General features: G+C 73.2%; 17 protein-coding genes. 11 read left to right on the top strand and 6 right to left on the bottom strand.

Going from position 1 to position 20,249, the window contains the following annotated elements; genetic code table 11:
• Positions 1-33: 33 nt before the first annotated feature.
• Together CG736_RS32745 and CG736_RS32750 are read left to right on the top strand one after the other, a co-directional pair.
• Entirely contained in the window at positions 34-402 is a 369-nt protein-coding gene (locus CG736_RS32745) for a helix-turn-helix domain-containing protein (RefSeq protein WP_030457965.1), read from the top strand.
• Between the two features lie 55 nt (positions 403-457).
• Positions 458-700: a hypothetical protein gene (locus CG736_RS32750; protein ID WP_100589762.1), complete on the top strand. Its 243-nt coding sequence runs from the start codon at positions 458-460 to the stop codon at positions 698-700.
• A 72-nt stretch (positions 701-772) separates the two neighbouring features.
• On the opposite strand, the gene CG736_RS32755 is transcribed toward CG736_RS32750, so the two are convergent.
• The gene (locus CG736_RS32755; RefSeq protein ID WP_198520692.1) at positions 773-5,407 is read right to left on the bottom strand and encodes an ATP-dependent helicase; all 4,635 of its coding nucleotides are present in this window, start codon (positions 5,405-5,407) and stop codon (positions 773-775) included.
• 151 nt (positions 5,408-5,558) lie between these two features.
• Here CG736_RS32755 and CG736_RS32760 point away from each other — a divergent pair, with 151 nt between their 5' ends.
• The 8 genes from CG736_RS32760 (at position 5,559) to rny (ending at position 14,004) form a co-directional block, all read left to right on the top strand.
• Positions 5,559-7,094 (top strand): S8 family serine peptidase, encoded by a 1,536-nt coding sequence (locus CG736_RS32760; RefSeq protein ID WP_100589764.1) that lies wholly within the window; start codon positions 5,559-5,561, stop codon positions 7,092-7,094.
• A 26-nt stretch (positions 7,095-7,120) separates the two neighbouring features.
• Positions 7,121-7,315 (top strand): DUF3046 domain-containing protein, encoded by a 195-nt coding sequence (locus tag CG736_RS32765; RefSeq protein WP_043909767.1) that lies wholly within the window; start codon positions 7,121-7,123, stop codon positions 7,313-7,315.
• A gap of 34 nt (positions 7,316-7,349) precedes the next feature.
• Positions 7,350-8,663: an AI-2E family transporter gene (locus CG736_RS32770; RefSeq protein WP_369880795.1), complete on the top strand. Its 1,314-nt coding sequence runs from the start codon at positions 7,350-7,352 to the stop codon at positions 8,661-8,663.
• Positions 8,664-8,750: 87 nt separating this feature from the next.
• Positions 8,751-9,284 (top strand): SigE family RNA polymerase sigma factor, encoded by a 534-nt coding sequence (locus tag CG736_RS32775; protein WP_100589833.1) that lies wholly within the window; start codon positions 8,751-8,753, stop codon positions 9,282-9,284.
• Positions 9,281-10,219: a hypothetical protein gene (locus CG736_RS32780; protein WP_100589765.1), complete on the top strand. Its 939-nt coding sequence runs from the start codon at positions 9,281-9,283 to the stop codon at positions 10,217-10,219. The genes CG736_RS32775 and CG736_RS32780 overlap by 4 nt, the downstream gene beginning before the upstream one ends.
• A gap of 214 nt (positions 10,220-10,433) precedes the next feature.
• Positions 10,434-11,531 (top strand): recombinase RecA, encoded by a 1,098-nt coding sequence (gene recA / locus CG736_RS32785; RefSeq protein WP_043909771.1) that lies wholly within the window; start codon positions 10,434-10,436, stop codon positions 11,529-11,531.
• 64 nt (positions 11,532-11,595) lie between these two features.
• Entirely contained in the window at positions 11,596-12,441 is an 846-nt protein-coding gene (locus CG736_RS32790; protein WP_232734337.1) for a regulatory protein RecX, read from the top strand.
• Between the two features lie 159 nt (positions 12,442-12,600).
• Entirely contained in the window at positions 12,601-14,004 is a 1,404-nt protein-coding gene (rny, locus tag CG736_RS32795; protein ID WP_232734338.1) for a ribonuclease Y, read from the top strand.
• Between the two features lie 73 nt (positions 14,005-14,077).
• On the opposite strand, the gene CG736_RS32800 is transcribed toward rny, so the two are convergent.
• From CG736_RS32800 to CG736_RS32820, 5 genes are all read right to left on the bottom strand, one after another.
• Positions 14,078-15,748 (bottom strand): FAD-dependent monooxygenase, encoded by a 1,671-nt coding sequence (locus tag CG736_RS32800; protein ID WP_232734339.1) that lies wholly within the window; start codon positions 15,746-15,748, stop codon positions 14,078-14,080.
• A gap of 104 nt (positions 15,749-15,852) precedes the next feature.
• On the bottom strand, positions 15,853-16,680 hold the full coding sequence (locus CG736_RS32805; RefSeq protein ID WP_100589767.1) for an amino acid ABC transporter permease: 828 nt from the start codon (positions 16,678-16,680) through the stop codon (positions 15,853-15,855).
• Positions 16,677-17,327: an amino acid ABC transporter permease gene (locus CG736_RS32810; RefSeq protein WP_043909777.1), complete on the bottom strand. Its 651-nt coding sequence runs from the start codon at positions 17,325-17,327 to the stop codon at positions 16,677-16,679. The genes CG736_RS32805 and CG736_RS32810 overlap by 4 nt, the downstream gene beginning before the upstream one ends.
• A 41-nt stretch (positions 17,328-17,368) precedes the next feature.
• Positions 17,369-18,283 carry a glutamate ABC transporter substrate-binding protein gene (locus CG736_RS32815; RefSeq protein WP_100589768.1) on the bottom strand — a complete coding sequence of 305 codons (915 nt, stop codon included), beginning with the start codon at positions 18,281-18,283 and terminating at the stop codon, positions 17,369-17,371.
• A gap of 85 nt (positions 18,284-18,368) precedes the next feature.
• Positions 18,369-19,097, bottom strand: a complete 729-nt coding sequence (locus tag CG736_RS32820) for an amino acid ABC transporter ATP-binding protein (protein ID WP_198520696.1) — start codon at positions 19,095-19,097, stop codon at positions 18,369-18,371.
• Between the two features lie 422 nt (positions 19,098-19,519).
• Between CG736_RS32820 and CG736_RS32825 the strand changes: the two genes are divergently transcribed.
• Positions 19,520-20,245 (top strand): response regulator transcription factor, encoded by a 726-nt coding sequence (locus tag CG736_RS32825; RefSeq protein ID WP_043909782.1) that lies wholly within the window; start codon positions 19,520-19,522, stop codon positions 20,243-20,245.
• Positions 20,246-20,249 lie beyond the last annotated feature (4 nt).

Consider the following 20,249-nt stretch of genomic DNA (forward strand, 5'->3'; position numbering starts at 1 on the left):
ATCTCGATCCGCAGTCCGAGGAGGGAGGCACCGATGATTCTGCTCCGTCGCCTGCTGGGCGATGTGCTGCGTCGGCAGCGCCAGCGCCAGGGCCGCACACTCCGCGAGGTGTCGGCAGCCGCCAGGGTTTCGCTCGGGTACCTCTCCGAGGTCGAGCGGGGTCAGAAGGAGGCGTCCTCCGAGTTGCTCTCCGCCATCTGCGACGCACTCGACGTGCGGATGTCCGAGGTCATGCGCGAGGTCAGCGACGAACTGTCGCTCGCCGAACTTGCGGCGATGGCCACCCTCTCCGAGGGTGATCTGCTGAGGCCGGTGCTCGAACCGGTTCCGCTGCCGGCCCCCGGTGTCGACCGGTCCGGATCCATCTCGCCCAAGGCGGCGATGGACGTGGTGGCGGCCTGACCGGACCTCGACCCGCCTCCCGTTCCCGGGGGGCGCCGGGCGAAGGAGGGTCGCAATGCGCACGATGCGCAGTGCGCTGCTGCTGGGCACGACGGCACTGGTCGGCCTGGGTCTGATACTGCTGCTCACGGGCGGCACCGCGATTTCCGGCGGTGCCGCCCTCGGCATGCTCGCGGCCGGTTGGTGGGGGATGGGCCTGATTCCCGTGCACGCGAGAGCGGGGGAGAACAACCGGGGGCGCGGGGAACTGCGGGAAGGGGAACGCACCCGTCCGGAAGATCGCGACGCAGGAGAATGATTTGCACGTGTTCGCGACCTTGCGGACGGGCCTTGCGCTTGTCGCGCAGTTCCTTTCCCGGCGGTGCTCCCGCTACCTGATCCGGTAGCCCTTCGGGGTGGCGTGGAATCCGGCCGCTTCCAGGTGGGGGCCCAGGGGGCTGGTGAGGGCCGGGTGGCCGTTGATGCGTTCGATGGTGAGGGGTTGGGCCAGGGCGGCGAGGGCTGCGGTGACGGCGGGGCCTTCGGTGGACCAGGTGAGCAGGGACTTGCCGCCGCGTTCGAGGTAGAGGACCAACTCGCCGTCGACCAGTGCGACCAGTGAGCCGGCCTTGCGGGCCGGGCGGTGGGCGGCGGTGGTGTCCTCCGGGGGCTCCGGCCAGGGCAGCGCCGCGCCGTACGCGTTGGCGGGGTCGGCGGCGGCCAGTACGACGGCCTGCGGGCTCTCCGCAGGAGAGGTCGCCGACCATTCGCCGTTCGCCCGCTCCAGGCGGGAGTTGACCGAGCGGAGGCGGTCCGCGGCGCCCTCCATGGCGAACTGGGCGCCGCCGAGGCCTTCCACGAAGTAGCCGCGGCGGGCCTTGCCGCGTTCCTCGAAGGCGGCCAGGACGCGGTAGACGCCGGCGAAGCCGCCGGGGATCCGTTCGGCGGAGACGGTGCCGCGGGTGAGGATGCCGTGCCGGTCCAGCAGGGCCTGTGCCTGGGCGGCGGCGCGTACGGTCGGTTCGCCGCCGAAGGAGGGCAGCAGCGACCAGCGGCCGGCCGCCGTCGGCGGGCCGGAGCGGGAGCTGGGGCGGGCCAGGCCGCGGGCTGCGCCGCCGTAGCGGCCGCGGGGGGTGGAGCGCGGCGCCCGGTGGGCGGTCGCGCCGGCGGTGCGGCCGGAGCCGAGGAGGTTGCGCAGCGGGGCGAGGGTGTCGTTGGTGACGTAGCCCGCCCAGACCAAGTCCCACAGGGCTTCGACGATCTCGGCGTCCGGGGTGTCGGGGACGCGTTCGGCGAGCTGGCGGAAGAACGCGCCGTAGCCGCCGGTGAGGGCCTCCAGCAGAGCCGTGTGGATCGGGCCGGGGGTGAGCGGCAGCGGTTCGGGGCGCAGCAGGTGGGCGTTCTCCGGCAGGTGGAGGCTGATCCAGCCGTCCTTGCCCGGCAGTGCGCCCGCGCCGGACCAGCCGATCTCGCCGGCGGCCATCAGTTCGTCCAGCAGGCCGGGGGAGTAGTCGGTGAGCCGGGCCGGCAGGACCAGTTTTTCGAGCGCGGAGGCGGGCAGGGCGGTGCCCTGGAGTTGTTCGACCACCCGGTAGAGGCCGTCGGCGCCGCGCAGGCGGTGTCCGGCGAGGTGCTGCCACTGCGGGAGGAACGCGGCCAGGGCCTTCGGCGGGACGGCTTCGACCTCGTGGCGCAGGGCGGCGAGGGAGCGGCGGCGCAGGCGGCGCAGGACGTCGGCGTCGCACCATTCGGGGGTGGTGCCGGTGGCCTCGGGCCGGAACTCGCCCTGGACCAGGCGGCCGGCGGCGGTGAGGCGGTGCAGGGTGCCGGTGACCACGGCGGTGCCGAGGCCGAAGCGTTCGGCGGCGGCGTGGGCGGTGAACGGGCCGTGGGTGCGGGCGTAGCGGGCCAGCAGGTCGCCGAGCGGGTCCTTGACGGGTTCGGTGAAGGCTTCGGGGACGCCGACCGGCAGCGGGGTGCCGAGGGCGTCGCGGAGCCGGCCGGCGTCCTCGATGGCGGACCAGCGCAGTTCGCCGCCGATCCGGACCTGGATGATCCGGCGGGCCGCTTCGAGTTCCAGGGCCCACAGCGCTTCGGCGCCGCGGTCGGTGAGTTCGCCCTCGCTGAGCGGGCCGAGCAGGCGCAGCGCGTCGGCGACGCCCTCGGCGTCCTTGATGCGGCGCTCGGGGGTGCGGCGCTGGAGTTCGGCCTCCAGGTCGGCGAGCACCGTGGGGTCGAGCAGTTCGCGCAGTTCGGCCTGGCCGAGCAGTTCGGACAGCAGCCGGGAGTCCAGCGAGAGGGCGGCGGCGCGGCGTTCGGCGATCGGGGAGTCGCCCTCGTACAGGAACTGGGCGACGTAGCCGAACAGCAGGGAGCGGGCGAACGGGGACGGCTCGGGGGTGGTGACCTCGACCAGGCGGACGGCGCGGGTCTCCAGGTCGCGCATCAGCTCGACCAGGCCGGGCACGTCGAAGACGTCCTGAAGGCATTCGCGGACGGCTTCCAGCACGATCGGGAAGGAGCCGTACTCGGCGGCGACCTCCAGGAGTTGGGAGGCGCGCTGGCGCTGCTGCCAGAGCGGGGTGCGCCTGCCGGGGTTGCGGCGGGGCAGCAGCAGGGCGCGGCCGGCGCACTCGCGGAAGCGGGCGGCGAACAGGGCGGAGCCGCCGACCTGGTCGGTGACGAGCTGTTCGATGTCGCCGGAGTCGAAGACGGCGGCGTCGGCGCCGACCGGGGCCTCCTCCGGGGGCGGGGCGGTGATGCCGGAGGGGAAGTCGGCCAGCAGGTCGGCGTCGGGCAGGCGCAGCACGATGCCGTCGTCGGCGTGCATCACCTGCGGGTCGAGGCCGTGCTTCTCGCGCAGCCGGGCGCCGATGGCCAGTGCCCACGGGGCGTGCACCTGGGCGCCGAACGGGGAGTGGACGACGATCCGCCAGTCGCCGAGTTCGTCGCGGAAGCGTTCGACCACGATGGTGCGGTCGTCGGGCAGGTGGCCGCAGGCCTCGCGCTGCTCGGCGAGGTAGGCGAGCAGGTTGCCGGACGCCCAGTCGTCCAGGCCGGCCTCGCGGAGCCGGGCGGTGGCGGCGGCGGGCTCCATCGCGCCGACCTCGCGGACGAACGCGCCGACCGCGCGGCCGAGTTCGAGCGGGCGGCCGAGCGAGTCGCCCTTCCAGAACGGCAGCCGGCCGGGGATGCCGGGGGCGGGGGTGACCAGCACCTTGTCGTGGGTGATCTCCTCGATCCGCCAGGAGGTGGTGCCGAGGGTGAACACGTCGCCGACCCGCGACTCGTAGACCATCTCCTCGTCCAGCTCGCCCACCCGGCCGCCGCCCTTTTTCCCCGTTTTTGAATCGGATCCCGTGGTGCCGACGATGAAGACGCCGAACAGGCCGCGGTCGGGGATGGTGCCGCCGGAGGTGACGGCGAGGCGCTGGGCGCCGGGGCGGCCGGCGACGGTGCCGGCGACGCGGTCCCAGACCACCCGGGGGCGCAGTTCGGCGAAGGCGTCGGACGGGTAGCGGCCGGCCAGCATGTCGAGCACGCCGTCGAACGCGGACTGCGGCAGGGTGGCGAACGGTGCGGCGCGGCGGCAGACGGCGAGCAGCTCGTCGACCTCCCAGGTGTCCAGGGCGGTCATCGCGACCAGCTGCTGGGCCAGGACGTCCAGCGGGTTGCGGGGGACGCGCAGGGCCTCGATGCCGCCGGTGCGCATCCGTTCGGTGACCACGGCGGACTGCACCAGGTCGCCCCGGTACTTGGGGAAGACCACGCCGGTGGAGACCGCGCCGACCTGGTGCCCGGCCCGGCCGACCCGCTGCAGGCCGGAGGCCACCGACGGCGGTGACTCGACCTGCACCACCAGGTCGACGGCGCCCATGTCGATGCCCAGTTCCAGGCTGGAGGTGGCGACCACGGCGGGCAGCCGGCCGGCCTTCAGCTCCTCCTCGACCAGGGAGCGCTGCTCCTTGGACACCGACCCGTGGTGCGCCCGGGCCAGCAGCGGCGGGGCGCCGGCGGCCGCGCCGGAGCCGCCCATCAGTTCGGCGGGGGCGTGCGACTCGGGCAGCGGGGCGCCGGTGGCCCGCTCGTAGGCGATCTCGTTCAGCCGGTTGCACAGCCGCTCGGCGAGGCGGCGGGAGTTGGCGAACACGATGGTCGAGCGGTGCGCCTGCACCAGGTCGACGATCCGCTCCTCGACGTGCGGCCAGATCGAGGACTGCCGCTGCGGGTCGCTCTCCTCGGCGGGGGTGGCGGGCAGGTCGGCGAGGTCGGGGACGGGCACCACCACGGACAGGTCGAAGCGCTTGTCGCTGCCGGGCTGGACGATCGCCGCGCCGCGCTGCGGGCTGAGGTAGCGGGCGACCTCCTCGACCGGGCGGACGGTGGCGGACAGGCCGATCCGGCGGGCCGGGCGGTCCAGCAGTTCGTCCAGCCGCTCCAGGCTGAGCGCCAGGTGCGCGCCGCGCTTGGTGCCGGCCACCGCGTGCACCTCGTCCAGGATCACCGTGTCGATGCCGCGCAGGGCCTCCCGGGAGGCGGAGGTGAGCAGCAGGAACAGCGACTCGGGGGTGGTGATCAGGATGTCCGGCGGGTGGGTGGCGAACTTGCGGCGGTCGGCGGCGGGGGTGTCGCCGGAGCGGATGCCGACCTGCACCTCGGGCTCGGGCAGGCCGAGCCGGACGCTGGCCTGCCGCAGGCCCGCGAGCGGGGCGCGCAGGTTGCGTTCGACGTCCACCGCGAGGGCCTTCAGCGGGGAGATGTAGAGCACCCGGCAGCGGCGCTTGGGGTCGGCCGGGGGCGGGGTGGAGCTCAGCCGGTCCAGGGCGGACAGGAAGGCCGCCAGGGTCTTGCCGGAGCCGGTCGGGGCGACCACCAGCACGTCGGTCTCCAGCCGGATCGCCGACCAGGCCCGGGACTGGGCCTCGGTGGGGGCGGCGAACGCGCCGGTGAACCAGGACCGGGTGGCCGGGGCGAAGCCGTCCAGCGGGTTCGGGCTGCCGGGCGCGTCGGGGGTGGAGGTGGCCATGCACCCATGGTGCCCCGACGGGCTGACAGGCCGGGGGACGGTCACCGTCTGCCGCAACCCGCACAGCAAATCGTACAAATCGCTCATATGGTGAGGAATCGGACCCACCCACCACGGGACTCCGGCCCGGCCGACGAGCGGAGAACACGCGATGGAGCAGGTGAGCCAGGCCCCCGACAGCGCCCCCCGGCGCCGCAGCGTCCGCGTGTTCGGCGCGACCCTGCTCTGCGGACTGCTGCTCGGCGGAGCCGTCCCCTACGTCACCGGCACCGACGGCACCTACCTCAGCTACCTGGTGCTGGACGAGCGCGCCGACGCCCAGGGCGCCGACCGCGCCGCCGAGCAGGTCCGGGCGGCCGGCGGGCAGGTCGTGCAGGCCTATCCGCAGATCGGCGCCGTGCTCGCCTACGCCGGCGGCCGGTTCGCCGAGAAGCTGCGCGGCCGGCCCGGGACCGCCGCGGTCGGCGCCACCCGCACCGTCCCGGTGCCCTCCCCGCCCCGGCCGCTGGCCGGCGCGGCGTTCGGCCCCGGGGCCCCGGCCGCCGACGTCGCCGAGGGCCAGGAGGACAGCACCGCCACCGTCCCCGACCCCGGCGAGCACAACGACTGGAACCTCGCCATGATCGGCGCCGTCGAACGCCCGCCCGGCCGCGCCGCCCTGCTGCACCCGCCACTGGACCGCCCGGCCGACCGCTCCGCCGACCGCACCGGCGCGCTGCCCACCGCCCAGCAGCTGTCCCAGGTCACCGTCGCCGTGCTCGACTCCGGCGTCGACGACACCCACCCCGACCTGCGCGCCGCCGTCGACCCCGCCGCCTCCGCCTCCTGCGCCGACGGCCGCCCCGACGCCCGCAGCGGCGCCTGGCGGCCCGACGAGGCCATCAACGAGAGCGGCCACGGCACCCACGTCGCCGGCATCGTCGGCGCCGCCCGCGACGGCCACGGCGTCACCGGCGTCGCCCCCGGCGTGCGGATCGCCGCCGTCCGGCTGCTCGGCCCGCTCGGCCAGTACTACGCGGAGAACATCGTCTGCGGCATGCTCTGGGCCGCCGACCACGGCGCCCGCGCCATCAACGACAGCTACTTCGCCGACCCGTGGAAGTACAACTGCCCCGAGGACGCCGACCAGGCCGCGCTGATCGCCGCCGTCGGCCGCGCCGTCGCCTACGCCCAGCGCAAGGGCGCCGTGGTGGTCGCCTCGGCCGGCAACGACGCCCAGGACCTCACCGGCGCCCGCCCCGACCACCGCAGCCCCAACGACCGCACCAGCGGCCCCCCGCAGGACCGCGAGCTCGGCACCGAGTGCATCCGGCTGCCCGGCGAGCTGCCCGGCGTGGTCACCGTCGGCGCCGTCGACCGCAACGGCCTGCCCGCCTCCTACAGCAACTACGGCCGCGGCCGGATCTCCCTCAGCGCACCCGGCGGCGACCCCGACGGCGGCGCCGACGGCGCCGTCGTCTCCGACTGGCCCGGCGGCAAGTACGCCGCCCTGGCCGGCACCTCGATGTCCGCCGCCCACGTCACCGGCGCCGTCGCCGTGGTCGCCGCCCAGCACCCCGACTGGGACCCGGACCGGATCGCCGTCGCCCTCGCCAAGGCCGCCGACGGCAACTGCGTCCAGACCCTCCCGATCGGCTGCCAGGACCGCGACTACTACGGTGCGGGCATCCTGGCGCTGCCGCGCTGACCCGCCGGTGCCCGATACTGGGGCGCATGAGGCTGACCGAGTTCTGGCGACGCATGTACCTGCACTTCGGCGAGACCTACGCGGAGTCCTTCGCCCAGGACCACGTGATGGCCGACCTCGGCGGCCGCACCGTCCGCCAGGCGCTGGACGCCGGCTGGGAGGCCAAGGACGTGTGGCGCGTGGTCTGCGTCACCCAGGGAGTGTCAGATCGGCTGAGGTGACCCGATTCGCCGGCCGGTGGGTGAGACTTGGCCGGTGTCCAGCAGTGCAGAAACCCCCGACCGACTGTCCGAAGAGCACCTCCCCACGAGCCCCGAACCGGGCCGGCAGAGCGGCGGCGACACCGCCGACCCCGGCGCCCGCCAGCTGCGCCGCAGCGCCGCCGGCAGCGGCGCGATGCCGCGCTGGCTGCCCAAGGCGATGCTGCTCGCGCTGGTCGGCGTCGGCCTCTTCCAGCTCGCCGACTGGGCCTTCCACCAGCTGATCGACCTGCTCGTGATGCTGCTGGTCGCGTTCTTCCTGTCGCTCGCGATGGAACCCGCCGTCGACCGGATGGCCGCCCGCGGCGTGCGCCGCGGCCTCGGCACCTTCCTGGTGTTCATCGGCGTCGGCCTGGCGGTCGCCGCCTTCCTCACCGCGCTCGGCACCCTGATGGTCGACCAGGTCACCCAGGTCGCCGGGAAACTGCCGCAGATGCTCCACGACCTGATCGACTGGGTCAACCGCACCTTCCACACCGAGCTGTCGCTCGACCAGCTCCAGCACCAGGTGCTCAAGGACTCCGGCACCATCGAGAAGTACGCCCAGCAGGCCGCCGACAACGTCTGGGGCGTCACCGGCACCGTCGTCGGCGGGCTCTTCCAGGCGTTCACCGTCGGCCTGTTCACCTTCTACTTCACCGCCGAGGGCCCCCGGGTCCGGCGCACCGTCTGCTCGATGCTGCCGCCCTCCAAGCAGGCCGAGGTGCTGCGCGCCTGGGAGATCGCGCTCGCCAAGACCGGCGGCTACCTGTACTCGCGGGCCGTGCTGGCGCTGGTCTCCTCGCTCGGACACTGGGCGTTCTTCACGATCATCGGACTGCCGTACGCGGCCGCGCTCAGCGTCTGGGTCGGCGTCATGTCGCAGTTCGTGCCCACCATCGGCACCTACCTGGCGGGCGCGCTGCCCGTCCTGGTCGCGCTCACCGGCCGGCCGGTGGACGCGGTGTGGGTGCTCGGCTTCGTGATCGTCTACCAGCAGATCGAGAACTACCTGCTGCACCCGAGGATCACCGCCAAGACCGTCGACGTGCACCCCGCCGTCGCCTTCGGCGCGGTGATCGCCGGCGCCGCGCTGCTCGGCGCGGTCGGCGCGCTGATCGCCATCCCGGCCGCCGCCACCCTGCAGGGCTTCGTCGGCACCTACGTGCGCCGCTACGAGGTCGAGGACGACCCGCGGATCGACCGCGGCGAGGAGCGCCGGGCGCGGCGGCGGGACGCCGTGCGGCGACTGCGCCGGATGGTGGCCGGCGGTTCGACCGACCCGGCCGGGGCGCCGGCCGGACGGGAGGAGCAGCGGGCCGAGGACTGACGGCCGCGACCCCGCCGCCGGCCCCACCGGCGGCGGGAGTAAGCGGTTTGCCCCACCGCCGGGCTCTTGATGGGCGAGGAGGTGTTCATGGGTGACAAACAGCTCGGCCCGGACGACGAGTTCCGGGCGTTCATCGTCGGCGCCTGGCCCTGGCTGCTGCGCACGGCGTACCTGCTGACCGGCGACCAGCACGCGGCCGAGGACCTGGCCCAATCGGCGGCGGAGCGGACCTGCGCGGCCTGGTCGAAGGTGCGCCGCGCCGACGACCCGCACAGCTACGTGCGCCGCATCATGATCAACCAGCACGCCCGCCGCTGGCGGCGCCAGGCCCCCGAGGTGCTGGTGGAGTCCGTGCCGGACACGGCCGGGCGGGAGGACGGGTACGCCCGCTCCGACCAGCGCCGGGTGCTGATGACGGCGCTCGCGACACTGCCGCCCCGGCAGCGCCAGGCCGTGGTGCTGCGGCACTGGGAGGACCTGACCGACAGCCAGGCGGCCGCCGCGATGGGCTGCTCGACAGGGGCCGTGCGCAGCCACGCGGCCAAGGGGATAGCGAGACTGCGGCACACCGCGGGGCTGAAGGAACTGACGGACATGACACATGTGGGGGGTGCGGTATGACCGCGGGGAACAACGAGATGCCGGGCGGGGACATGGCGGTCGAGCTCGGGCTCGCGGCGGCGGCGGCGGACGTGAAGATCGGCTCGGTGCCGGTCGAGGGCATCCTGGCCGGCGGGCGGCGGATCCGGAACCGCCGCCGCACGGTGGTCGGCGCGCTCGCGCTGGCCTCGGTGGTGGCCCTGGGCGGCGGCACCGTGGCGGGCCTGAACGGCTTCGCCGGGAGCGGCTCGACCGCGCAGGCCCTGCAGGCCGGCGGCAGTGGCGGGGCCCTCCCGCTGGTGCCGGGCGCGGAGGCGTCGGCCGCCCCGGGCGCCGCGGCGACGAAGACGGCGACCGGCGTGCGGGACCCGCTCAAGCCGGTCCGGGTGGTGATCGGACAGGGCACCGTCGACGGCAAGGAGTGGCAGCTCTGGGAGGCGCTCTGGCCGGTCGCCCCGAAGGAGCAGGCGTACGCGCAGGCGGTGGCGGTCTGGGAGGAGCGCCACGCGGTCGACCCGTCGATCGAGAAGCCGACGGAGGCGTTCGTCCAGCAGTACTGGCAGCCCACCGAGGACGTCGTCAACACCTACGCCACCCTGGACGGGGCCCGGCAGAAGTACGACCGGCAGGGCAGCTACCCGGCGCCCGGGCACCTCGACCCGCGGATGGCGGACACCTTCAGCGGCGGCGTCCTCGGGCCCTCGGCCAAGTCCGGCACGCCGGGCCCGCTGCCGATCAGGCTCGCGGTGCTGGCCATCGGCCCGGACGTCGGCAAGGTGGTGGTGAACTGGTCGGACGGCAGTGCCGCCGAGCCGAAGCCGGTCGTCGTCGAGGACTCCCCGTACCGCATGGTGGTGGTCCCGGAGCGGCCCGGCCTCAAGACCACCTCGTGGCAGTTCTTCGACAAGAACGGCGTCGCGCTGCCGGACGCCGGCACCAAGCTGCTCAGCGAGTAGGCGCCCGAAGCGGTTCCTGCGGCCCCGTTCCCGGTCCTCCGGGGGCGGGGCCGCGGCGTGTCGGGTGGCCTTCGACTGGATTCGAACGTGTGTTCTTTGTACGCTTCGGCGCAGAGTTTTCCACAGGCCGAGCCCGTCCGGGGCCGATTGTCGGTGGGACGCGCTAGCGTCGATGACGATGAAGCGCAACGCACAGAACCCGAGGGTGGAAGCCATGGCAGGAACGGATCGCGAGAAGGCCCTGGAGGCCGCACTCGCCCAGATCGAACGGCAGTTCGGCAAAGGCTCGGTGATGCGCCTCGGCGAGAAGGCGAACGAGCCGATCGAGGTGATCTCCACCGGGTCCACCGCCCTCGACGTGGCGCTGGGCGTGGGCGGCATCCCGCGCGGCCGAGTGATCGAGATCTACGGCCCGGAGTCCTCCGGCAAGACCACCCTGACCCTGCACCTCGCCGCCAACGCCCAGAAGGCCGGCGGCACCGTCGCCTTCGTCGACGCCGAGCACGCGCTCGACCCCGAGTACGCCAAGAAGCTCGGTGTGGACACCGACGCCCTGCTGGTCAGCCAGCCGGACACCGGTGAGCAGGCGCTGGAGATCACCGACATGCTGATCCGCTCCGGCGCGATCGACCTGGTGATCATCGACTCGGTGGCCGCGCTGGTGCCGCGCGCCGAGATCGAGGGCGAGATGGGCGACTCGCACGTCGGTCTGCAGGCCCGCCTGATGAGCCAGGCGCTGCGCAAGATCGCCGGTGCGCTGAACCAGTCGAACACCACCGCGATCTTCATCAACCAGCTGCGCGAGAAGATCGGTGTGATGTTCGGCTCCCCCGAGACCACCACCGGTGGCCGGGCGCTGAAGTTCTACGCCTCGGTCCGCCTCGACATCCGGCGCATCGAGACCCTGAAGGACGGCACCGAGGCGGTCGGCAACCGCACCCGCGTCAAGGTGGTCAAGAACAAGGTCGCCGCGCCGTTCAAGCAGGCCGAGTTCGACATCCTCTACGGCGTGGGCATCAGCCGCGAGGGCGGCCTGATCGACATGGGCGTGGAGCACGGCTTCATCCGCAAGTCCGGCGCCTGGTACACCTACGAGGGCGACCAGCTCGGCCAGGGCAAGGAGAACGCCCGCAACTTCCTGCGCGACAACCCGCAGCTGGCCGACGAGATCGAGGCCAAGATCAAGGGCAAGCTGGGCATCGGCCCGAAGCCGGCCGAGGCCGAGGGCGGCGCCCCCGCGGTGGAGATCCCGGCCGCGGCCGCCCCCGCCAAGGCCGCCGCCAAGAAGACGGCGGCCGCCGCCAAGGGCTGATCCGTTGACTCACCGGCACCACATCGACCACCCGGCACCGGGTCCGTCCGAGGACGGGCCCGGTGTGGGCGTATCGGGAGAAGAACAGCACGACGCCTTCGGCCCGCCGGACTGGTTCGCGGCCGTCGCGGAGGAGGACGACGCCCCGGGTCCGCCGGACTGGTTCGCGGCGGTGGCCGAGGAGCCGTCCGCGGAGCTCCCGGTGGAGGAGCTGCCCGGGTTGGTGCGGGCGTCCGAACTGGCCGGGGGGCGGCGCCGGCGGCGCAGCGCGCTCGGTGAACTTCCGGTCGCGGCACCGGCCGAGGAGCAGCCCCGGCCGAAGCGGCGGGCGAAGGCCGAGCGGCCGGCGGGCGAGCCGGAGCGGACGGCCGAGCCCGGGGCGCGGGGCAAGCGGCGCGGGCAGGGGGCCGCCGCCGAGCAGGGGGACCCGGCGGACCGGGCCCGGGACATCTGCCTGCGGCTGCTCACCGGCGCCGCCAAGTCCCGCAAGCAGTTGGCCGATGCGCTGCGCCGCAAGGAGATTCCGGACGAGGTCGCCGAGCAGGTGCTGTCCCGGCTGGAGGAGGTCGGGCTGATCGACGACGCCGCCTTCGCCGAGGCGTGGGTGGAGTCCCGGCACGCGGTGCGCGGACTGTCCCGGCGGGCGCTGGCCCAGGAGCTGCGCACCAAGGGCGTCACCGGGGAGACCGCGGAACGCGCCCTGCTCCAGGTCGACGCCGACGACGAGACGGACGCCGCCCGGGCCCTGGTGGAACGGAAGTTGCGCTCCACCGCCGGGCTGGACCGGGACGTACGGATGCGCCGGCTGGTCGGAGTGCTGGCCCGGCGCGGCTACTCGGAGGGCCTGGCGTTCCGGGTGGTCCGGGAGGCGCTGGACGCGGAACCGCAGGAGGAGGGCGACGACTGGTAGGTGAACTGACGGCGGGCGATGACCGCTGATCGGATCACCGGAGCCAATTCTCGATCGCATCTTGACCGTTTCGTAACCTCCGCCTAGCCTCGCACTCAGTGGCTGGACGATCGCGGAGGTCACCTCGGCGGCAGCGTGCGCAGGACGGGGAGTGCCCGGATGGGGATCGCTCAGAACACCGGAACGGGTTCCTCCCTGCTGCTGGCCGCCGGCATCCTGATCGCCGCCCTCGGCCTGGTGCTGGTCGCCGCGCTCCGGATGCTCCGTCAACGCCGCGCCGAACTCGACCGCCGCGAAGAGCGGTTGACCGCCGAACTCCAGCGCCTGCACCTGCACGAGGACGAACTCGCCGCCCGCGCCGCCGAATCCGAGCGGATCCGCGGCGAACTCGCCGAACAGAGCGCCAAGAGCCGACTGCTGCTGGAACGCACCGCCGGGCTGACGTCCGCCCAGGCCAGGGACGAAGTGGTCCGTGCCGCGGAGGCCGAGGCCCGCCGCGAAGCCGCGCTGACCGTCCGGGAGATCGAACGGCGCGCGGTCGTCGAAGGCGAGGGCCGGGCCCGCGAGATCATCGCCTCGTCCGTCCAGCGACTGGCCGCCGAACACACCGCGGAGACCGTGGTCACCACGCTCCGGCTGCCCAGCGAGGACATGAAGGGCCGGGTGATCGGCCGGGAAGGCCGCAACATCCGCGCCTTCGAAGCCGTCACCGGCGTCAACCTGATCGTCGACGACACCCCCGGGCTGGTCCAACTCTCCTGCTTCGACCCCGTCCGGCGGGAGAGCGCCCGACTCACCCTCGAATCGCTGCTCACCGACGGGCGGATCCACCCCGCCCGGATCGAGGAGGCGCACGAGCGCAGCCGCAGCGAGGTCGAACGGCTCTGCGTCCGGGCGGGGGAGGACGCCCTGCTCACCGTCGGCATCGGCACCGCGGACGGGATGGCGCCCGAACTGGTCCGCACCCTCGGCACGTTGCGCTACCGCACCTCCTACGGGCAGAACGTGCTCGGCCACCTGGTGGAGTCCGCGCACCTCGCCGCAGTGATGGCCGCGGAACTGGGCGTCGACCCGGAGCCGGTGCGCCGCGCCGCGCTGCTGCACGACATCGGCAAGGCGCTCAGCCACGAGGTGGCGGGCAGCCACGCCCTGACCGGCGCGGAGTTCGCCCGTCGGCACGGGGAGTCCGCGGAGGTCGTCCACGCGATAGCCGCCCACCACGGCGAGATCGAGGCGAAGACCGTCGAGGCCGTCCTCACCCAGGCCGCGGACGCCTGCTCGGCCGGCCGGCCCGGCGCACGCAAGGAATCCGTGGAGGCGTACGTCCGCCGGCTCGAACGCCTGGAGGAGATCGCCCGGGCCCACGACGGAGTCACCAAGGTCTACGCCATGCAGGCCGGACGCGAAGTCCGGGTGATGGTGCAACCGGAGAAGGTCGACGACCTCCGCGCCCAGGAGATCGCCCGGGAGGTGGCCCGGCAGGTCCGCGAGGAACTGACGTACCCGGGGCAGATCCGGATCACGGTGGTGCGGGAGTCGCGCGCGACGGAGTTCGCGCGGTAGCGGGCGAGCGGGCCCGCGCCCCTGGTCGTGCTCTCCCTGCTCTCTGGTCGGCGCCCCTCCGGTCGCGCCTGATTCAGCCTGCGGCTCCCTGTTCCAGGCCCGGCGCAGCCGACAGCGGGGCCGTGAGGGTGTGGAGGGTTTCCGGGTGGAGGCCCGGGGTGGTGCCGAGGAGGTGGCCGTCGGGGCGGACGAGGAGGACGGTGTGGGGGGTGGCGCCGGGGTAGGCGTCGGTGACCAGGACTTCGGTGGGGACGGGGAGGGCGTCGGCGAGTTCGGTGAGGCGGGGCATCAGGCCGGCGCCGAGCCAGTGCTCGGCGGACCAGACGGTGGTGCCGGGGGCGACCAGGACGAGCAGGAAGACGGTGCCGAGGCGGGCGCGGAGGGTGTCGGCGGTGCCGTCGGCGGTGACCACCGGCAGGTCGGGGACCTGGACGCCGGGGGTGGTGGGGGTGAGCTGTTCGGTGAGCGAGGTGCCGCGGCCGGTGCCGCGTTGCTCGGGGACCCGGACGGCGACGCCGGCGGGCGTCGCCGGGTAGGCGGGGGCGCCGCCGAAGCGGCCGGTGCCGAGTTGGCCGTCGGCGAGCAGCGGGGCGTGCTTGCGGAAGGAGCCGGAGACGAGCGAGCGCCGGGTCTGGGCCCAGCCGCGCAGGGGGCGGAGCAGCGGCATGGTCTGGTCGACGGCGCGCAGTCGGGCGCCGACCGCGCCGCGGCGTTCGCTCTCGTAGCCGTCGAGCAGGGCGCTCTCGGCGGGGGCGCCGTCGGGCGGCAGGTGCCAGGCGAGGGCGAGCCGCCAGGCGAGGTTGTCGGCGTCGCGCAGGCCGTCGGCGAGGTTCTGCATGCCGAGGGCGCCGTGCAGGTGGGCGGCGTCGCCGGCCAGGAAGCAGCGGCCGGTGCGGAAGCGTCCGGCGAGGCGCTGCTGGTAGGTGTGGTCGGCGGCGGCGAGCAGTTGGTGGGGCGGGAGTTCGCCGCACCAGCCGGTGAGCGCGGAGGTGACCCGGGTGAGCAGGGTGTCGCCGGTGACGATGCCCGGCCAGGTGGCGTGCGGGTCGACCGGTTCGGTGGGTTGGGGGCGGCCGGGGGGCAGCCGCCAGTCGAGTCGCCACAGGCCGTCGGGCAGCGGGCGGGCGGAGGCTTCGCGGTCGCCGCGCCACGGGGGTTCGCGGTGCAGTCGGGCCTCGCCGGGGAAGGGCAGGTCGACACGGACGGTGGCGACGGCGTGCCGGTCGACGGCGGGTCGGCCGGGGAATCTGATCCTGAGGAGTTTGCGGACGGTGGAGCGGGCGCCGTCGCAGCCGACCAGGTGGCTGCCGTGCCAGCGGTTCTCGCCGTCGGGGGAGGTGGTGCGGACGGTCACGCCGTCGAGGTCCTGGGTGAGCTCGACCACCCGGTGCCGCGGAGTGAGGCGGATCAGCGGGGTGGCGGTGGCGGCGTCGCGCAGGCCGCGCTGGAGGCGGTGCTGGGCGAGGTGCAGGACCGGCTCGTCGTCCAGCGGCAGGCGCAGCACCTCGGCGCGGCGGCGCCAGATGGTGAAGGCGTCCCAGCGGGCGGCGTCGGAGCCGACCCGGGTGTAGCCGATGCGGGCGAGGAAGGCGGCGGTGTCGGCGCCGAGGACGACGGTGCGGGGGCTCTCGGGGCAGACGCCGGCGCCCTCGTCGAGGACCACGCTGGGGACTTCGTTGCGGGCCAGGGCGAGGGCGAGGGCGAGGCCGACCGGCCCGGCCCCGACGATGATCACTGGATCCATGTCGGGGCCTTCGAGCCGGGATCGTCGGCCGTTGCGTCAGCTGCCGGGTGGGAGCTCCCAGGTGGTGTCACGAAGAGCAATGCAACAGATCACCTGGGTGTCCGTCAAGCAGCGGTTGTGCTGCGCCGGGTCGCGCCGCGGCGGCCCCGGGACTCGATCCAGCGGGCGAGGCCGTCGAGGGCGAGGCACATCGCGATGTAGATCGGGGCGCCGACCAGGACCACCGGGATGTACGGGTAGCCGTCCGAGTTGGAGGCGATCAGCTTCATCTGCCACAGCAGCTCGGGGTAGGTGATGATGTAGCCGAGCGAGGTGTCCTTGAGGGTGACCACCAGCTGGCCGATGATCGCCGGGAGCATCGAGCGGACCGCCTGCGGCACCAGCACGATGCCCATCACCTGGGTCTTGCGCAGGCCCAGGGCGTAGGCGGCCTCGGCCTGGCCGCGCGGGACGGCGTTGATGCCGGAGCGGATGATCTCGGCCTGCACGGCGCCGTTGTAGAGCGCCAGGCCGATCACCAGGGCCCACATCGGCTGGGCGCCGAACGCCGCGCGGTACAGCGCGAAGACCATGATCACCAGCGGCATGGCCCGGAAGAACTGGACCACCACGGTGGAGACGACCCGCACCGCGAAGTGGTCGGAGAGCCGGCCGACGGCGAGCAGCGAGCCGAGCACCAGCGAGCCGACCGCGGCCAGGCCGAAGGCCTTCAGGGTGTCCAACGCGCCGTCGACGAAACGCTGTTGGACGCCCGTGTACTCGAACGGCGTCCACAGCGCGGCCTCGAACTGGCCGGCGTCGGCGAAGCTGCTGATGACGTACCAGAACAGGCCGGCGATGCCGAGCAGGCCGACGACGCCGAGGACCAGGTTGCGGGTCCGGGCCCGGGGGCCGGGGACGTCGTACAGGACGGAGGCGGTACGCATGCTCATCGGGCGACCGCCACGCGACGCTCCAGGGTGGAGAAGACGGCATTGATGGAGAAACTGATCGCCAGGTAGGCGAGAGCGATCCAGAAGAAGATGGCGAAGATGTCGTAGGCCTCCTCGCTCAGGACCTTCTGGAAGCTGAACAGCTCGGGCACGTTGAAGGCGCCCGCGATGGCCGAGTTGCGGGGCAGGGCGATGAACACCGAGCCCATCGGGGAGATCACCGAGCGGGCCGCCTGCGGCAGCACCACCAGGCTCAGGGTCTGGCCGAAGCCCATGCCGAGCGAGCGGGCCGCCTCGGCCTGGCCGAGCGGCACGGTGTTGATGCCGGCCCGCAGCACCTCGCAGACGAAGCTGCCGGTGTAGGCGCTGAGCGCGATCACCGCGGCGGTGAAGCTGTCGAGGTGCACGTCGAGCGGCGGCAGCATGAACGTCACTGCGAAGAACAGCAGGAGCAGCGGGGTGTTGCGGAAGACCGTCACCCAGGCGGTGCCGAACCACCGCAGGACGGGGACGGGCGAGACCCGGAAGGCCGCCAGCACGAAGCCCAGCAGCAGCGCGAACAGGGCGCTGAGCGCGCTCAGTTCGATCGTCCGCAGGAAACCTTCGACGAATGCCGAGAAGTTGCCGTTCTCGAATATGAGTCCCATGCAGGCGGCCCTCCTTTCTCAGTAGTGGGTCTGGCCGGGCGTCAGCCGGCGATCGGGTCCAGGGCCGGGATGCTCGGCGCGGCGGAGCCGGACAGGCCCAGGGTGGCGTCGTACGCCTTCTTCCAGTCGCCGTTGTCCTCGTGCGCCTTCAGGGCGTCGTTGATCGCCTTCTGCAGCGCCGCGTCGGTCTTGTTCAGGCCGACGCCGTAGCGCTCCTCGGAGAAGGGGTTGCCGACGACCTTGAGCTTGCCCTGGTTCTTCGCGGCGTAGCCCTTGAGGATCGAGTCGTCGGTGGTGACCGCGTCGACCTCCTTGGTCAGCAGCTTCTCCACGCAGAGCGAGTAGTTGTCGAACTGGGTGACCTTGGCGCCGTACTTCTGGATGTTGGCGATCGAGGTCGAACCGGTGGCGGTGCAGACCGACTTGTCCTTGACGGTCTCGGGACCGGTGATGTCGGTGTTGTCCTTGTTCACCAGCAGCGACTGGCCGGCGATGTAGTACGGGCCGCCGAACGCGACGCCCTTGTCCTTGCGGGCCTGGGTGATCGAGTAGGTGCCGACGTAGTAGTCGACCTGGCCACCGGTGATGGAGGTCTCACGGTTGGTGGAGGTGACGGTCTGCCACTCGATCTGGTCGGCGGAGAAGCCGAGGTCGGCGGCGATCATCTTGGCGATCTCGATGTCGAAGCCGCTGCGCTTGCCGGTCTGGACGTCCTCGAAGCCGAGGAACGGCTGGTCGGCCTTGGCGCCGATCTTGAGCTTGCCGCGCTTCTTGGCCTCGGTCCACACCGGGGAGGCGTCCAGCTTGGCGTCGGTCTTGACGGTGTAGGTCGGCAGCTGCGGAGCGGACGAGCCGCCGGGGGCGGCGTCGCTCGGGGAGCCGTCCTTGCCGCAGGCGGCGACGGCCGTCAGGGCGAGCACGGACAGGGCTGCGGCAACGGTGCGACGGGCCTTCATCGGTCGTTCTTCTCCTCGATAGGGGCCACGGCACGCTCCGGGCCACTGCGGATTGACGCTACTGACGCTTGATCGGCTGGGGGAGTCAGTGCTGCAGGATCTTCGACAGGAAGTCCTTGGCGCGGTCGGTGCGCGGCGCGGTGAAGAAGGCGTCGGGAGTGCTCTCCTCGACGATCCGGCCGTCCGCCATGAACAGCACGCGGTTGGCCGCGGAGCGGGCGAAGCCCATCTCGTGGGTGACCACGACCATGGTCATGCCCCGCGCGGCGAGCGAACGCATCACCTCCAGCACCTCGTTGACCATCTCCGGGTCGAGGGCGGAGGTGGGCTCGTCGAAGAGCATCACCTTCGGGTCCATCGCCAGCGCACGGGCGATCGCCACGCGCTGCTGCTGGCCGCCGGACAGCTGTGACGGGTACTTGTCGGCCTGCGCGCCGACGCCCACCCGCTCCAGCAGCTCACGGGCCGTCCGCTCGGCCTCGGCCTTGGCGACCTTGCCCACCTTCACCTGGGCGAGCACCACGTTCTCCAGCACGGTCTTGTGCGAGAACAGGTTGAAGGACTGGAACACCATGCCCACCTGGGCGCGCAGCCGGGCCAGTTCGCGGCCCTCGGCCGGCAGCGGCCTGCCGTCCACCTCGATGGTCCCGGAGTCGATGGTCTCCAGCCGGTTGATGGTGCGGCACAGCGTCGACTTGCCGGAGCCGGACGGGCCGATCAGCACCACGACCTCACCCTGGGCGATCTCCAGGTCGATGTCCTGCAGCACGTGCAGGGCGCCGTAGTGCTTGTTCACCCCGCGCAGGGCCACCAGCGGCGCGGTGTCGCGCAGCTCGGCACTGTTCTCGGTCATCGCCGTCCGCTCCCTCGTCCTCCGAACCCGGGGCCAACTCGCTTGGTCCGCAGAGCCGGTGATGGTCCGTCTCATGCTCGGGGGCCGGAGCCGGCGGAGCCCTCGGCCCCCGAACGGGGCGACTTTAGGCAGGTACACGCCGCCCCGTCAGCCGATCTGAGCTGAACTTGAGCATCACGGTTCGGCTACGCCGGGTAGTCGTGCACTGCGAATACCGGAGCGGTAACGGACCGGCCGATGCGGTTGACCTGGAGCCGTCGGATGGGAGTGGATGCCAGGATGGCCCGGTTCCGCGTCGGACCCGCGCCATGCCGACCACCCGCCGACGGCGACCGCGCCACCGGCCCGTACGCATCCCGACGAACACCGCAGGAAGGAGCCCGATGCGCCTGCTCCTGGTCGAGGACGACGACCGCGTCGCCGCCGCCCTGGTCGCGGTGCTGGGCCGGCACGGCTTCCAGGTCCGGCACGCCCGCAGCGGCCACGAAGCCCTGGACGCGCTCGTCCCGGACGGCAGCGAGCCCTACCGGGTGGTGCTGCTCGACCTCGGACTGCCCGACCGCGACGGCTTCGAGGTGTGCAGCCGGATCCGGGCCGGCAGCGGCGTCCCGGTCATCATGGTGACCGCCCGCGCCGACATCCGCTCCCGGATCCACGGCCTCAACCTCGGCGCCGACGACTACGTGGTCAAGCCGTACGACATGGGCGAACTCCTGGCCCGCATCCACGCGGTGGCCCGCCGCGGCACCCCCAGGGCCGGCGAGGACGGCGGCAGCCCCGAGCCGGACGGCCCGCTCGCCTCCCGCGGCGTCGAGATCGACCGCGAACGCCGCCGGGTCAGCGTCAACGGACGCGATGTGCCGCTCACCCGCAAGGAGTTCGACCTGCTGGCGCTGCTCGCCCAGAGCCCCGGCGTGGTCTACCGCCGCGAGCAGATCTTCAGCGAGGTCTGGCGCTCCGGCTGGGAGGGCAACGGCCGCACCCTGGAGGTCCACATCGGCTCGCTGCGCACCAAGCTCGGCCTGCCCGGCCTGGTCGAGGCCGTCCGCGGCGTCGGCTACCGGCTCATCCCCGACAACCCGTCCGCCGACGACGCCGCGGAGCGCTGACCGC

Origin of the sequence: Kitasatospora sp. CB02891 (assembly GCF_002803145.1) — a bacterium.
Classification (GTDB): Bacteria; Actinomycetota; Actinomycetes; order Streptomycetales; family Streptomycetaceae; genus Kitasatospora; species Kitasatospora griseola.

What these genes read in the sequence shown, in the direction of transcription:
- CG736_RS32745 (WP_030457965.1), top strand. Translation starts at nt 34, where the DNA reads ATGATTCTGCTCCGTCGCCTGCTGGGCGATGTGCTGCGTCGGCAGCGC.
- CG736_RS32750 (WP_100589762.1), top strand. Translation starts at nt 458, where the DNA reads ATGCGCACGATGCGCAGTGCGCTGCTGCTGGGCACGACGGCACTGGTC.
- CG736_RS32755 (WP_198520692.1), bottom strand. Translation starts at nt 5,407, where the DNA reads ATGGCCACCTCCACCCCCGACGCGCCCGGCAGCCCGAACCCGCTGGAC.
- CG736_RS32760 (WP_100589764.1), top strand. Translation starts at nt 5,559, where the DNA reads ATGGAGCAGGTGAGCCAGGCCCCCGACAGCGCCCCCCGGCGCCGCAGC.
- CG736_RS32765 (WP_043909767.1), top strand. Translation starts at nt 7,121, where the DNA reads ATGAGGCTGACCGAGTTCTGGCGACGCATGTACCTGCACTTCGGCGAG.
- CG736_RS32775 (WP_100589833.1), top strand. Translation starts at nt 8,751, where the DNA reads ATGGGTGACAAACAGCTCGGCCCGGACGACGAGTTCCGGGCGTTCATC.
- CG736_RS32780 (WP_100589765.1), top strand. Translation starts at nt 9,281, where the DNA reads ATGACCGCGGGGAACAACGAGATGCCGGGCGGGGACATGGCGGTCGAG.
- recA (WP_043909771.1), top strand. Translation starts at nt 10,434, where the DNA reads ATGGCAGGAACGGATCGCGAGAAGGCCCTGGAGGCCGCACTCGCCCAG.
- rny (WP_232734338.1), top strand. Translation starts at nt 12,601, where the DNA reads ATGGGGATCGCTCAGAACACCGGAACGGGTTCCTCCCTGCTGCTGGCC.
- CG736_RS32800 (WP_232734339.1), bottom strand. Translation starts at nt 15,748, where the DNA reads ATGGATCCAGTGATCATCGTCGGGGCCGGGCCGGTCGGCCTCGCCCTC.
- CG736_RS32805 (WP_100589767.1), bottom strand. Translation starts at nt 16,680, where the DNA reads ATGAGCATGCGTACCGCCTCCGTCCTGTACGACGTCCCCGGCCCCCGG.
- CG736_RS32810 (WP_043909777.1), bottom strand. Translation starts at nt 17,327, where the DNA reads ATGGGACTCATATTCGAGAACGGCAACTTCTCGGCATTCGTCGAAGGT.
- CG736_RS32815 (WP_100589768.1), bottom strand. Translation starts at nt 18,283, where the DNA reads ATGAAGGCCCGTCGCACCGTTGCCGCAGCCCTGTCCGTGCTCGCCCTG.
- CG736_RS32825 (WP_043909782.1), top strand. Translation starts at nt 19,520, where the DNA reads ATGCGCCTGCTCCTGGTCGAGGACGACGACCGCGTCGCCGCCGCCCTG.